The organism is Dyadobacter chenhuakuii (assembly GCF_023821985.2).
GTDB lineage: Bacteria > Bacteroidota > Bacteroidia > Cytophagales > Spirosomataceae > Dyadobacter > Dyadobacter chenhuakuii.
Genome location: NZ_CP098805.1, coordinates 42,100 through 56,777, shown reverse-complemented (window position 1 = coordinate 56,777; position 14,678 = coordinate 42,100). Strand labels below are relative to the sequence as shown.

At 45.5% G+C, this 14,678-nt stretch carries 11 protein-coding genes; 7 read left to right on the top strand and 4 right to left on the bottom strand.

Going from position 1 to position 14,678, the window contains the following annotated elements; translation table 11 throughout:
* Positions 1–15 precede the first annotated feature (15 nt).
* A complete protein-coding gene (locus tag NFI80_RS00230) occupies positions 16–2,025 on the bottom strand; it encodes a TonB-dependent receptor plug domain-containing protein (RefSeq protein WP_233796857.1) in 2,010 nt (669 codons plus the stop codon).
* A 266-nt stretch (positions 2,026–2,291) separates the two neighbouring features.
* Between NFI80_RS00230 and NFI80_RS00225 the strand changes: the two genes are divergently transcribed.
* From NFI80_RS00225 to NFI80_RS00215, 3 genes are read left to right on the top strand one after another with little or no spacing between them, the layout of a single operon-like run.
* A complete protein-coding gene (locus NFI80_RS00225) occupies positions 2,292–2,630 on the top strand; it encodes a PadR family transcriptional regulator (RefSeq protein WP_026631545.1) in 339 nt (112 codons plus the stop codon).
* Positions 2,631–2,646: 16 nt separating this feature from the next.
* Positions 2,647–5,265 carry an ABC transporter permease gene (locus NFI80_RS00220; RefSeq protein WP_233796858.1) on the top strand — a complete coding sequence of 873 codons (2,619 nt, stop codon included), beginning with the start codon at positions 2,647–2,649 and terminating at the stop codon, positions 5,263–5,265.
* Positions 5,266–5,277: 12 nt separating this feature from the next.
* A complete protein-coding gene (locus tag NFI80_RS00215; RefSeq protein ID WP_235164240.1) occupies positions 5,278–6,147 on the top strand; it encodes a carboxypeptidase-like regulatory domain-containing protein in 870 nt (289 codons plus the stop codon).
* 314 nt (positions 6,148–6,461) lie between these two features.
* On the opposite strand, the gene NFI80_RS00210 is transcribed toward NFI80_RS00215, so the two are convergent.
* Both NFI80_RS00210 and NFI80_RS00205 read right to left on the bottom strand, forming a co-directional pair.
* On the bottom strand, positions 6,462–6,881 hold the full coding sequence (locus tag NFI80_RS00210) for a BLUF domain-containing protein (protein ID WP_235164239.1): 420 nt from the start codon (positions 6,879–6,881) through the stop codon (positions 6,462–6,464).
* Positions 6,882–7,022: 141 nt separating this feature from the next.
* Positions 7,023–7,589, bottom strand: coding sequence for a hypothetical protein (locus NFI80_RS00205; RefSeq protein WP_235164238.1), 567 nt, complete (start codon positions 7,587–7,589; stop codon positions 7,023–7,025).
* Positions 7,590–7,827: 238 nt separating this feature from the next.
* On the opposite strand from NFI80_RS00205, the gene NFI80_RS00200 reads away from it, so the two are divergent.
* Positions 7,828–8,472 (top strand): hypothetical protein, encoded by a 645-nt coding sequence (locus NFI80_RS00200; protein ID WP_235164237.1) that lies wholly within the window; start codon positions 7,828–7,830, stop codon positions 8,470–8,472.
* A gap of 145 nt (positions 8,473–8,617) precedes the next feature.
* Entirely contained in the window at positions 8,618–11,026 is a 2,409-nt protein-coding gene (locus NFI80_RS00195; protein ID WP_235164236.1) for an FtsX-like permease family protein, read from the top strand.
* Positions 11,027–11,386: 360 nt separating this feature from the next.
* Here NFI80_RS00195 and NFI80_RS00190 read toward each other — a convergent pair whose 3' ends face one another.
* Positions 11,387–12,703 (bottom strand): DUF4270 family protein, encoded by a 1,317-nt coding sequence (locus NFI80_RS00190; RefSeq protein ID WP_235164235.1) that lies wholly within the window; start codon positions 12,701–12,703, stop codon positions 11,387–11,389.
* 580 nt (positions 12,704–13,283) lie between these two features.
* Between NFI80_RS00190 and NFI80_RS00185 the strand changes: the two genes are divergently transcribed.
* The gene (locus NFI80_RS00185; RefSeq protein WP_233796867.1) at positions 13,284–14,312 is read left to right on the top strand and encodes a Kelch repeat-containing protein; all 1,029 of its coding nucleotides are present in this window, start codon (positions 13,284–13,286) and stop codon (positions 14,310–14,312) included.
* A 2-nt stretch (positions 14,313–14,314) separates the two neighbouring features.
* Positions 14,315–14,665, top strand: coding sequence for a DUF4907 domain-containing protein (locus tag NFI80_RS00180; protein WP_235164234.1), 351 nt, complete (start codon positions 14,315–14,317; stop codon positions 14,663–14,665).
* Positions 14,666–14,678: the final 13 nt, after the last annotated feature.

Sequence of the window (14,678 nt, the reverse complement as noted above, 5' to 3'; positions counted from 1 at the left end):
TTTGAACTATATTTTTTAAAATTTTCCGGTCAAAGTAAGCCACAGACTGCGGCCGACGCCATTGATCCCTGAGCCGTGTGTACGGTAATCTTCATTGCTAATATTCTGTACAACAGCGTTTAATGCAAAATGTTTGGTCTCGTATCCCGTCATAAAGTTCACTATTAACCATCCCGGCGTGCCTCCTTTTGGGATGCGGTTATCTGCTGCGTCTCCCGCTGCCAATCTGGTTTGTTTCCCGGCAAACCATGCCTCCGGACGGGCAAACCATCCCTTATTGCGGTACTCCAGTCCAAACCTTCCGCTTAGTGGCGGAATGCGACGGACCGGCTCCTTTTTAGTTACATTTTCACCGAAATTATAAGCAGCTGAGCCGTATACTTTCCAATCATTTTCAAAGACATATTCTGCCTCAAACTCCCCGCCCCTGATGTATGCACGCTCCACGTTTTCCTTTCTATACACATCAATGCCATCTATTTTCTGACCATCAACTTTCACGCGGGCAATCAGGCTGCGCAGATTGTTTTGAAATAATCCGGCACACAATGCAAGCCCGCCAGAATGGTATTTGTAACCCGCCTCAAAATTGTAGGACGTTTCGGGTTTAAGATCGTATGCAGGTAACTCGTAGCGGAAATCCACGATTCCCAGCGTTCCCATATCATCAATATTCGGTGCCCTGAAACCAGAGTGGAAGGACGTGTAAAAATTGGAATTTTCGCCAGGCAGATAAGAGATAGAAGCATTTCCGACAAGTGCCTGCGGCTTGACAGAAACGCTACCAAGCGCTTCGTCTTCAACTTTTATATTAAAACCATTAAAGCGCCCGCCAAACGAAAACCGCCAGTCATCCAGCTTTACCTGATGAAGTGAATAAACGGCATAATTCAGGTATTTGCTATCATCAGGATAGAGCCCGCGGCTGGCTAGTGGCGCGGCATTTGCTATTTGATCGGTCTTACTGCTCCTGACAACATCATTATAGATTTCTATTCCGGAACTGGCGTTCCAGAAAGGAGTGATCTCAGAGATTACATTAAAGATCAGTCCGGTGGTTTGCACTTTATCAGTCTCTGTTCGCAAACTGTTACTGCCATTTTTTCGGCTGAGCCGACCTTCATTAGTCGATTGGAAAGAACCGGTCAGTGATAATTCGGATGCCCATTTACTGGATGTATTGCCTTTTAATTTAACATAGCTTAAAGACCGTCTTTGCGGATCAAATTCATTCAAGGCAAAGTTTTCGAGCTTGTAACGGTAGTATAGCGGAACGTGCTTTTGAGAAACCGATTGATGTGCCAGGGTCAGCGTCCACGAATCAGTGAATTTCAAAAGCAGTTTCGCATCAAAAGCCCGGTCTTTGTAGCCACTCGGCGTTTGTTTGCCGGTAGTATCTCCACCTATCAGATCTCCAAAATTACGGATGCTGATGCCGCCCGAGAATGCAGCACGCAAGCCCGAGAGCTCGACCCCTGCCCGTAATGTCTTTTCCATATTACCCGTCGCGTAGCGCGCTACTGCTTTGCCATGGACAGATATCTTTTCGGAAAATGCAGGAGTCGCAGTCAATAATTGAAGGGTGCCACCTAATGCATCCGAGCCGTAAGCTACCGAACCACCTCCGCGTAAAACCTCCATTTTATCAATACTAAAAGGATCAATGGTATTCAGGTACTGGTTGGGGCCATAGCGAAATGTGCTGTTGTTCAGCCGGATTCCGTCTATTAAGATGAGCGTCTGATTTCCGGTTAATCCGCGTAAAAAAGGCGATCCCGCTCCGTGCGTGGTTTTTTGCACAAAAACGCCGGTGGTCCCCATCAGGGCTTCCGGCGTTGTACGGGGCTGATATGTCTGAAAACTTTTAGAAGAAAAAACGGAGATAGAGCCAGCCGTTTGAAATGTTTTTTCATTGGCCCGGCTGGCCGTAATGTTAACCTGACTTAATAATTCGGTCCGAAGCGAATCATTCTTCTGTCCGCAAGCGGGAATACTTAAAAGAATAAGACCGTAGATTATTTTCATAGACGTGATGTGTCGATATTGAATTCACATCAAATCTAGGCGTTCTCTGCTGGTTAAATTCAATTGATAAATTAAGGAATCATTAAGTCAATCCTGTAAGTGTTAGACCATGAGCCTTTGCATATGTCCATCGATGAACGACAACCTGTCCGTTTTTGAACAATATTCAAGCCATCAAATCTGATAACTTCCAGTAAATGGGCACATTATTATCTAGGCACGGGATTTGATTTAACTTATTGTATATAATCAGGACGCCGACTTTTATGAAGAAAACAATCCTGGGAGAATTGGAAGAACTGGTGCTCCTTGTGGTAGCCGCAAGCACCGAGCAAATGTATGGGGTTCCTGTGATGGAACAACTTCAATTGCATGCGGGCCGCAGCTTTACCATCGGTGCTGTTCATACAACATTGTATAGACTCGAGGAAAAGGGTTTCCTATCCTCTTCTGTCGGAGGCGCTACAACGGACCGGGGCGGAAGACGAAAGCGCTTTTTTGCGCTGACGGCGGCTGGCGCCACTGTACTCGCTGAAATCCGGACAATGCGAGAAAATCTTTGGCAAGCCATTCCGGAAGGAAAGTTTAAGTTATTAGGCCAGTAACATAGCTCATCACAACGTGACCCGAAAGCCTCAAAATCAGCAACCGAAAGCCCAACCTCCCCGCTGGGCCGACAAGCTTCTCGAATGGTTCATAGCACCGCACCTGCTAGAATTCGTGCAGGGCGACTTGCATGAAGTTTTCTATAAACAAGTGGAAACCAACGGACTGTCCCGCGCTCGCCAGGGTTACATATCGGCCGTATTGCACTGTCTGACACCGTTCTTTTACAAGCGTAAAGCAACTTCGAAATACCCAAATCCATCCCTAACCGACATGCTTCAATCCTATTTTACCACCGCCCGGCGCAATCTTGCCAAGAATAAAATGTACACAGCCATCAATGTCTTTGGGCTCGCCCTGGGTATGGCCTGCGCGCTCATGATTGGTTTGTGGGTTCAAGATGAGCTTAGTTATAATCGCTTCATTACAGATGCGGAAAACGTCTTTTTTGTGCGGACCAACTCGACCAACCGAAATACGGGAGAAATCGGCACGGGTGAAGTCACACCCGGACCATTACAGGATGCGCTTTCCAAAGACATACCCGAAGTTGCCGCAGCCACAAAGGTCAATGCCTGGGCGGAGCTGCTGGTTAAGGTCGGAGAAAAAAGTGCCAAGGAGAAAGGATATTATGCGACGGACGACTTTTTTGGCGTATTCGAATTGCCTGTTTTGAAAGGCAACCCCCGCATGGCGCTTGCGCAAACCAACCAGATTGTCATTACAGAAAAAATGGCTGATAAATATTTTCCCAATACAGAGGCACTTGGAAAATCACTGCAGCTTAATAATGAGAAATTCTATGTCGTCGGTGCTGTGTTAAAGGATTTGCCAGACAATTCGACTTTGAAGTTTGGCTGGGTGGTCAACTGGAAGGAGCAGGAACAGCCCTGGCAAAAAACGTGGGGTAACAGCTCTTTTTTAACCTACGTCCGGCTGCGGCAAAATACGACCCAGGCCCAGGCCGAACAGAGCATGAAAGGTATTTACAAGCACTATACGGATAAGGATAACACTACGGTGCCAATTCTTCAACCGATAACGGACGTTTATTTGTATGGTGAATACAAAATGGGCAAGCCAGTCGGTGGGCGGATCGAATATGTCCGGGTGTTTTCTGTCGTTGCAGCGTTTCTTTTGCTTATTGCCTGCATTAATTTTATGAATCTTGCCACAGCACGTTCTGCTACACGGGCCAAAGAGGTAGGTGTGCGAAAAGTAGTTGGCGCATTACGTTCCTCGCTGATCGGGCAATTTTTAAGTGAATCTGTTCTCACCAGTGTGCTGGCCGTTGTCCTGGCGCTGGCTGGCGTGTGGCTCGCATTGCCTGGTTTCAACCAGTTGTTTGGAAAGCAATTGGCCCTAAACCTTGCCAGTCCGGCAATTTGGGCCGGGATTATAGCATTAACAATGCTGACCGGGCTTTTGGCAGGAAGCTATCCGGCGTTGTTTTTGTCAGCATTAAGGCCGATTGCGATTCTGAAAGGCAAAATACAGTTTGGCAATGGTCCGGCACTCTTCCGAAAAATACTGGTTACATTCCAATTTTCCTTATCCGTTTTTTTGATTGTCGGCATGCTTGCCGTCAGTAAGCAAATGCAGTATTTACGGACCAAAAATCTGGGTCTGGATCGTAATAACGTTATTTACCTGACCCTGGAAGGCAATTTTGCCAAGCCCGAAAAGATGGAAGCTTTCAGGCAGGAAGTAATCAGGCAACCAGCCGTAGCATCGGCGACGGCGACCGCTATGCTCCCAGTCAACATCCAGGCAACATCGGGCGATTTATCCTGGCCGGGAAAAGATCCGAGCCTGGAAACCAATGTGACAGCGATGACGGTTGGAGCTGATTTTGTCAAAACCATGAACATTAAGCTCGTCGACGGCAGGGACTTTCGTGCTGGCAGCGCCGCGGATTCATCTGCCTACCTGATCAACGAGGCAACGGCCCGGCTGATGGGCGAAAAAAATCCTGTTGGCAAGGAGATCAAATTCTGGAAAGGCACCGGGCGTGTGATCGGGCTTATGAAGGACTTCCATATGATCTCGCTGCACCAGGCTATCACCCCGCTCGTACTGACTTATATTCCTGAGAATTCGGGTTATTTATTAGTAAAAACGCAGACGGGGAAAACAGAGCAAGCCCTTGCAGAGCTTAAAAATATAGCTAAGCGGTTCAATCCAGATTATCCTTTCGACTATCATTTCCTGGATGATGAGTATGAGAATCTTTACCGGAGTGAGCAACAGGTCAATACGCTTGTCAATTATTTTGGTGTGCTTGCCATCCTGATTTCGTGCCTGGGGCTATTTGGACTCGCAGCATTTACTGCCGAGCAGCGGACGAAGGAAATTGGCGTACGAAAAGTGCTCGGAGCAAGTTCGGCAAATATTGTCGGTCTTCTTTCTTCTGACTTTCTGAAACTTATCCTAATCGCATTAATTCTTGCCTCTCCGCTGGCATGGTGGGCTCTCAGCAGCTGGCTGGGCACATTTGCATACCATACAAGTTTAAGTTGGTGGATTTTCGCCATATCCGGCGTGGTAACAACGTCCATTGCACTACTCACTGTCAGCTCTCAGGCGATCAAAGCTGCCTGGTTGAATCCTGTTTCTGCTTTAAGAACCGAGTGATATTTAACTGATATGACCACCAACAAATTAATTGTGTTATCTTTTTTGATAAGTCTGCCCATCACCGTAGTAGGCCAATCTTTTAAGGGAACGGTAAGTGATGCTGTCAATGCAAAACCGCTGCCTTATGCCAGCATAGGGGTGAAAGGAAAAAGCATCGGGGGAATAGCAGATGCAGATGGGCGCTTTGACATTGCCATAAACAAGGCAGCACCAACAGATACTCTCATTGTGAGTTATCTGGGATATGCATCTGTAAAATTTATAAAACGAGAAATTTCGCAATCAGCCTATCAAATTAAACTCAGCCCGGGCGCCCTGCAACTCCACGAAGTGATTGCACAAGGCAAACGGGAAATAATCCCGATCGGCAATCAGAAAGCAAGCGGGCAATACACGGGCTGGGGTGATTATAAGAGTTCCCGAGGACGTCTAAGGGGTGTTGCTATTGAGACCAACGAGCTACCGTTGAAGCTGGCCAAGTTTAAGATGCACATGGATGCGTGTGAATTTGACAGTGTCCGCTTTCGCTTGCATATTCTGCCTTTGGCCGGGGGCTACTCAGGCAATTTAAAGGCGGAATTAATTAATGAAAACATATTCTTTAATGTCAACAAAGGCCAGAAATGGGTCAGTGTCGATTTAGCTCCTTATAATCTTGTCATTGATGAGAGCATAGTCGTCGCCGTTGAATGGCTGGACGCATGGGTAAAAGAAGAAGAAAGGGATGAAAGTTATAAACTGACTATCTCGCTATCCAGAAAGGAAGGTTATATGTTTATCCGAAATACGCCCGAAGAGCCTTTTCTGCCAACAAAATCCAAATTCAGTCCTACAATGTATTTTGAAACCTATAAACCGGGTAATGGAGGCGTAGAGTAAGAGATAAAGCCAGATTTCGTCGCTAAATCCCAGTTGTAAATTCGTTTTGACGGGTTCTTGTGTTGCCGAAACGATAATCTAAGCGGATTTGGTTGTAATTTGAATGATTGGGTAAAGCTAAAAGTCGTGTGCACTAATCGCAGTATTAGGTTTTTGGTGAACGGCCGGGAAGCATATAAAACCATAATAACCGACCCGGCAACCGAAATTATTGGTGTCCAGTACCGTTTCAAAGGCCCTGCTGCCGTCAGAAATACGAGGCTGCAAGGCAAATCTGGAAATCAGGTGATCTTTTAAAAGGAATCAGCCGCAATCTAATTCCGATGGTTGTTTTTAAAGAAAACTTGAAGCAATGAGAAAATCTTATTCTCACTTTTAGCCTGCGTGTATGGGTCTTCAATAAAGGAAAGCTTATCTTTTAATTCATCCATGTTACGGGATGCGGGCGTACTATAGCCCATCGCCCAGTTATCGAATGATCTGACATTTACAGGTCCTTGAAAAAGGGGGATTACCTGATTATGGCGGTCGTCCCGCTTTATCTTTTCAAATAAGGAATGTATGGCATCTTTATCTCCTTCCAAAACCTGTATAATGCTGCCATTACAGTAAATCAAAACCCCCGTAATATCAGCCTCAGCATTATTTATACGGCTTTTTTCTATAATATTTCCCATTTCTCTCTCATCCAGCAGGACTCTTGATGAGCTCAGATATACAATTGAATGCATCATTAAAATCATTTAAACCCTACGCTAAAACGCTCGTCTTAACGTATATACTATCAGTTACATCACCAACCAATATATCACAAAAACGTGCCAAAGCCTCGTTTTGAGAGGGTATTAAACAAAATTTTTAAATATTCTTTTTCATCAGCAACCACCTTTACCAGCGGCACGTTTATAGATAATTTTACCATCCCGTTCTATATAATCGCCCGATATTATCGGATACAAATACTTGGGTGCGTGCGATACACTATGGCTTCGTATCTTTATTTTGTCGTTGACTTTCAGCGTGTGCAATTGCCGGGATTGATTAATAGCGTTTAAAGAATTCTTCTCGGATAGTTGGGCGCCAAAACTAAGAATGTAATCTTCATCATTAATTCTGACCATCACCCCAAAACCCAATCGGGAGCCAGCGGGAAGAGAAAGGGCGGTTACGGTAGCCGTCATATCGGTAAAAGCATTGATATGTTTGCGTATTTTAGCTTCACCGGCATACACTTTTTTGCCTTCGGGTGACACTTTCCATTTTTCGTATCTTATAGCATCCGGAGTAGACTCCCATTTTTTCAACGAAGCTTTCCTTTCGGCATCAGAGCGTGGACTTGCGGTTGATTTTTTGGCAGCTTCATTTTTGATTTCACGATTTGCAAATACTAGTCCGCTTACTACAACCAGGGGCAAAAGCAGCGCATAAATGATTTTTTTCATGTTTTTAGCAGGTTTAATTTGAATAAATCTCTTCGGCAAAGCTAAATGGTTGTATTCTCGCCGCTGTTAAGGAGCTGTAAAAGAATGTAAACGATAAGTAAAATCAGCTTTAACAGAGTGTTGCTGATTTTTACGGACAATGGATTTTTATAAAAATTTGAAAAAAAGTGCAACGGTTTGGCCAGCTTCATTTGTCTGTATTGAAGGCGATAAAGCCATTCTATAAACTACTCATTCCATGAAGAAACTCTTATTCTCTGCATTGATCCTGTCGGGTGCATTTTTCATCGGTTCCTGCACCGACGAATCGGTTGAAAAAAAAGAAGTTGTGGCCGAAGAATTCGACAAAGAAAGGTTTTATAGTCAAATCAGAACGGTACCATTTTACATATCCAAAGCTTACCGGGTTGTCGGCCAAGACACCATCAACGTGCTGGCAGACTCGCTCAAAGTTCTCTACCGCGATGCTGTTTATGTAACCTTCCAGGCAAGCGGTGGTTCTGGCGACATAGGTTATGTACATTATTACGCCGGCTCGGCTTGGACGAATCCACCGTTCGCGCCGCCCGCAAAGGCTTTTAGTACCGAAATGAAGTTTTCCAGGCCTACCAACATGACCTTCAATTGGGATGACACCAAAAAAACCGTTGTCGTCACCTCTTCGGGAGCTGATAATGCGTTCCGCCTGGTGCCTCCCGGAAAAAGCGCATACCTGGATACCAGCCGTTTTCACTACAAATATGATTTTGAGGCCGCCAAAGCAGGAGCCGACCAGAGTATGACCTGGATTTATGATGACTACACCATCGTAATGAAACCCATGTATGTCTTTTACAAACATCCCGACGAGACCCTTTTTTTAAGAGGCATTGTCGTTTTTTAAGCGCACACCAATGTCCGAAATCGCACAGTCAATGCTATCAAATAGCCGCTCCAATCCGCTGTAAGGCATTTTTAGCCTCGTGGAATGAAAATTGGGCCGTAAAGGAAAAAGTAGCTTTACAGACCTGACAATAATTTAGCGGTATATGATGGTGCTCAACTATATGAAAATTGCCTGGCGTAATTTGCGCAAAAACCGCGCGTACGCATTCATTAACATCACTGGTTTAGCACTTGGCATGGGCTGTGCATTGCTGATATTCGCACTTGTCCGCTATCATTATCAAACCGATCGTCACCACCGCAATTACGAGCGGATCTACCAATTTACATCGCGTTTTACCTCCTCTACCAGCGAGTTCAACATTCAGGGCATTCCGTATCCGTTCGGTCAGGCAGCGCGAAGCGACTACCCTGAAATTGAACATATTGCCATGCTGGAAGAGTGGTATTCACCGCTGGTAAGCATACCCGTTGCGCAGCAGGCAGATAAGAAAATAAAGGATAAAAATCACAACGGCGCATTTGTTCAGCCTTCCTATTTCAGCATTTTTGATTACACCTGGTTAGCAGGCGGGCCCGACGCTCTTGCTGAGCCGGGCACTGTGGTTATCAGTGCTGAAATGGCCCGCAAATGCTTTGGTACCAGCACAAACATTATAGGCCGGACCCTTCGACTGGATGCCCGGATCCCTGCGCGCGTGGTAGGCGTATTTGCAGATTACAAGGACAATACTGATCTGGATTATTCTATCCTGGCTGCCTGGGGATCTGTTAAAGAGCAGCTAGGCTCCCGGCCAGAAGATCAGCCTTTTGATAATACCAACGGCAGCACGCACTGTTACGCATTGTTTAACGACAATTTCACGGCAGCTGACTGGCAACGGCACATACCCTCTTTCGTCAAAAAGTATAATCCAGCTAAAATCAAGGAGACCTCCTACCCGGCCATACCATTCAGCACCATGCACTTATCGGCTGAGTATGGAGGCGTAAGCAAGGGATTATTGCTGTCTTTGACATTGATTGCCGCACTGCTAATAGGAACTGCCAGTATCAATTTTGTAAATCTTGCCACTGCGCAGGCACTCAACCGTGCACGCGAAGTGGGCGTTCGCAAAGTGTTGGGCAGCACAAAAGCACAGCTGTTCTGGCAATTTATAGGTGAAACCGCGCTCATTGTCTTTGCTGCCCTGGCACTGGCCATCGGTATCTTTCAGTACGGACAGACACTGGCCAATACTTTCCTGAATGGCCCCTTCCGGTTTACATTTTACTTTTCTACCTCGGTATTGGGTTGGCTGGCCTTACTTGTTATAGCGGTTATTTTGCTGGCAGGTTTATATCCAGCCCTGGTTTTGGCTGGTTTTCGCCCGGTTGTCGCCCTGGCAGGACGGCTCACCACACAACAGGCAGGCGGTTTCAATCTCAGGCGTGGTTTGGTGGTAGCGCAGTTTGCCATTTCACAAATGCTCATTATCGGCTTGATAGTCGTAGGCAGTCAGCTCCGGTATGTTCAGAGAAAAGACCTGGGCTTTCGAAAAGATGCTATTGTGACCGTAAGTCTGCCAAACCTTCCAGCGCAGGATCTGGTTAAAATGCGTGCGTTCCGTAACCTGGCAGCAGCCATACCTGAGATAGGCCAGTTTAGCTACTCGATGGGCGGGCCTCCTCAGTCGGGCTGGAGAAGCGAAACCAGGGTTCGCCTTGATGGCCGCCCCAGCGAGGAGCCATACGGACCACAACAAGCCTGGATTGATGCTGACTATGTGGGCTTATATGGTTTAAAATTACTGGCTGGTCGTAATCTCCAGGCTTCGGACACAGCCCGAGAGGCCCTTATCAACGAGACATTCATGCAGCGGCTGGGATTCTCCCGGCCCACGGACGTTGTGGGCAAGGTCTTGCATAAGGCTGGCTTTGCTCCTTTGGAAATTGTAGGCGTTTTAAAAGATTATAACCAATCAGATCTTAAACAGCGCATTAAGCCCTTATTTCTGACCACTATGGCTACTGGGTTTTACTCGGCAAATATTCAACTTCGCTCTGCCAACTACGCTCATATGCTGGCTCGATTAGAAAAGGCATACAATCAGGTGTATACCGACAGCTTTTTCGAACCAGCATTTGTCGATGAACAGATTCAGGAATTCTACCAGCAAGAGCAGACCATGGGCAAGCTCATTAACTTTTTCACAGGCATCGCCTTGGTCATAGGTTGCATGGGCTTATATGGACTTGTCTTATTTATGGTCACTCAGCGCACGAAAGAAGTAGGCGTTCGCAAAGTACTGGGTGCTAGCGTCGGTAGTATCCTTTGGCTTTTCAGCTGGGAGTTTATTCAACTGATTGGCATTGCATTTGTCCTTGCAGCACCTGCCGGGTGGTGGGCAATGAATAGCTGGCTGAAAAATTTCGAATATAAGATATCGATTAACCCTTTTGTTTTTCTGTTAGCACTTTTAGCAACAGTTGTCGTTGCACTGATCACTGTAAGTTTTCAAAGTGTCAGGGCCGCCTTAATGAACCCAGTGAAGTCTTTACGAAGCGAATAGACTCTGTGGCATAAATTTTTAACAACCTGACATTGTACACCAAATACTATAAACCATGGGAATCAAGCCAGGACCTAAAAAAACTGCCCAGTCTACCCAAGAGCCCGATAAGCGTCAAAGGGATAACAAGGAGTCACCCGGCAACACGCCTTCATTGAAGCCACATAAACATAAAAAAGGCGATTAATTTTGCTGTAAGCACGCGGTGCATGCTGTTACACCAGCAGATCCATTGCTTTGATGATGCTTGAAACTGTTCTTTTCCGACATTTGATCGTGCTGGTAAATAAAACGGAGCTGCCCTATAAAGAGCAGCTCCGTTTTTTATTTTCATATTTTAAATTCCCTACCTGATAAGCCTTACCGGGTATTAACCGAAGTATAATAGAGCTGCAATTTGACGCCCTTGTTGCTTTGTCGCTGATTGCCGATTACCAGACGCTGGGCGCTTTTGGTAAATTCCGTATCGTAGGTGGGCTGCGCGGCAGTTTCGCTGGTATTGAATGGTGAAGTTCTGAAAATCAAACCGGTTGTATTTTCACCTCCGGCAGCTAAAACACTTGAAATATAACCGCCTACATCAAAAAGGTAAAAAGCAGTGTTATTAAGCAGATCAACCTGATATTTGCCAAAGACGGGCGTTCCCGCCAAAGTCCTTGCCGGCTCGGGAAAGCCCGTGCTTCCTTGAAAATATTCGTTGTTTTTGTCGACCAGATAGGCATACAATGTATCAGGCGCGCGATAAAAATTTGTCACCGAGCCCGCCAGCGGCGTCACGTGCAAAAATGCTTTATTAACAACCGTATAAGGATTAATTTTCAAATCCATAATGGTTGGGAAATCAACGCGCGTCATCACACCCAGGCCGGCCTGAACAAAGGACATATTACCCGATTGCTCAGAAGGCAGGGAAATCCTTTTCGTATTAGGAAGCTTAACAAGCTGCGTTCCTTTCCGGTCGCTCAGGATTTGATTGTAACCAATGCCGGACTTGATGATAGCTGAATCCCGCTTTACGCCATCATCCTCTGTTAAATGATAATGCAGCTGAATGGATGTGTGATCATCAAACAATCTGAACCCGACAAGTGGACCATTGTCCGAAGATCCCGGCACTAGTACGAGCCCTTTAACAAGATCAATCCACTCGGTGTTGCTGGGCAGCTGATTGTTTTTACTCATGGAAAAAATCTGCTTTCCCAAAACATCAGAAAGTTTGATTCTGATTCTTCCGCTGGATCTTGGCGTGGGAACTACCTTTACTTTGCCTAGTGGCGTCGCCTCGTAAGGCGTCGCATCCGTGTTGTAATAAGCATTTTTATCAAGCATGTTGGCCAGCAGCTTGTGGACGGCAATGTTCATGGCAATCGTAGTATCGCCATACGTATAGTTATCGTATCTCAGAGAAAGTACAAGCGAATCGTAAACAGCAAGTTCAGGAACTACAAGCGCCGTTTGAATCGTAGGCTGGAAAAATGGAGTAGCCTGAAATTTACCAAAATAAGGATCAATATTTCTTCCCAGCAAAAGTCTTCCCGGGCCTCCGGTAAATACCGAGTCTGTTCCAACCGAAGAAAGTGAAACCGATGCCGTATCTGAAAACACCACGGAAAAGTCATCAACATTAGGCTGGACGATCGCTTCAATCTGATCACCGGTAGGTTCACAACCAGACATTGAGGCTGTTACACCCAATATAATCAGTAATCTAAAAACCGTTGAAGATCTTTTAAGAAAATGCGAATTGAATTTCATTTAGTGCAAGAACAGTAAAAAGTGCAAAATTATCATATGTAATCTTAATTACAACATCATTAGGATAAATGCGCCAATTTAAAAGTGCATTCACATGTTGCAACAAAAACGCAAAGCGTCACGTAAGGGTTAAAAATGGCAGTAATCAACGCCTGCTATTAACACGAACTACGCTGCCGATTGTATTTACGCACCTCGGCAGCAAACAGTGGCAAACCTGATGATAAACGTAAAAGAGACCAGCCTATTTTAAACCAAACACAACAAAGCCTTATGACAACATTACGGATACTACAAACGTTGAATGCAACAGAGAGGGCCAAACTTTTAGACAAAAAGTAACATATAATTTTACTTAGCAGTATCAAGATGTTATGTTTGCAAAAAATTTGAAATTGCGTTTGCTGTTTTTAAAGCACTAATCCTTCTGATAGGCATGATTTCAGGGCCGTGTTATTCACCAATATTCTTTTGTATCAATTAGTCAAACCATATTTTTTACATGTTTAATACCTTAAAAAAGACTTCATTAGCCCTTCTGGTTGCGTCAACCGCATTACTTTCGTTCAGTTGCAGTAAGGATGATCCCGAAGCAGATAAAATTGGAAACTGGTACAGAGCAGGCATTCCCAATTTTGGTGGATCTGCAAGGGCACGTGCAGTAAGCTTTGTCATTGGAAATAAAGGATATATCGGAACAGGTCTTACAAATGAGACTGTTCAAAGAGTAAAGGATTTTTGGTCCTATGATGCAACAACCAAAATCTGGTCACAAGTTGCTCCATTCGAAGGATCAGGAAGAAATGATGCTGTTGCCTTCGTTGTAAATGGAAAGGCTTATGTAGGAACAGGTTTCGACGGTGTGACCACAGTAGACGGCGGATACAAAAAGGATTTCTATCAATACGATCCTGCGACCAACAAATGGACAAAAAAGGCGGATTATGCAGGCGGAACGCGCCAGTATGCAACGGCTTTTGTTGCTGATAACAGAGCTTATGTGGGCCTTGGATGGAATGGAAGTGGTTACTATCAGGATTTCTACGAGTATAATGTACAAACTGATAAGTGGACAGAGGTTGCCACTTTCACAGGTGGAAAACGCAGAGGCGCGTTGGCATTCACAGTGGGTGGTAAAGCTTATGTAGGCTTTGGCCAGAGCAATTCGGGCGCCGGATCCGAGCCAAAAGATCTTTACAGTTTCGATCCGGCTGGAAACAGCGGAACGGGCGCATGGACCAGAATGGAAACCAATACGGATGATAAATTCACCGGAAGAACTTACGCTTTGCCCTTGGTTATCAATGATAAAGCTTACATAGTTGGTGGAAATGCAAAGTCCGATACATGGGAATATACACCCGGCACCAACACATGGACTGAGGTTGCGAGCTTCGAAGGTGGCCAGAGAGGTTTTGCCGCTGGTTTTGCAATCGGTAACACGGGTTATTTAGGAACAGGCGGAAACATTGTTGACGACTTCTGGGCTTTTGATCCTACTGCTGCCAAAAATGATGATGATAACCTGTAATTGTGAGTAGCAAGAAAAAAATCATTTTAATTATAAGCGTACTGGCCTTTGCTGCTGTAACTTATATCTTTCTTTACAAAGGGGATATCGGTGCAGACGGCAAAGGCCTTCGCCGTCTTAGCGTAGAAGCATTCAAAGTTGAATCAGGCTGGGGTTACCGCATTCTTGACAACGGCACGCCCATTATTGAGCAGCGCAGCATTCCGGGAATTGCAGGAAACAAAGGCTTTCAGAACGAGCAGTCGGCTTTAAAAACGGGCAATTTGGTTGAGCGCAAGCTGCTAATCGGCATTTTCCCACCCTCGGTTTCAGCCGGCGAGCTGGATAGCCTGGGGATTCAATACGGGCAGTAATTTTGATTGTCGG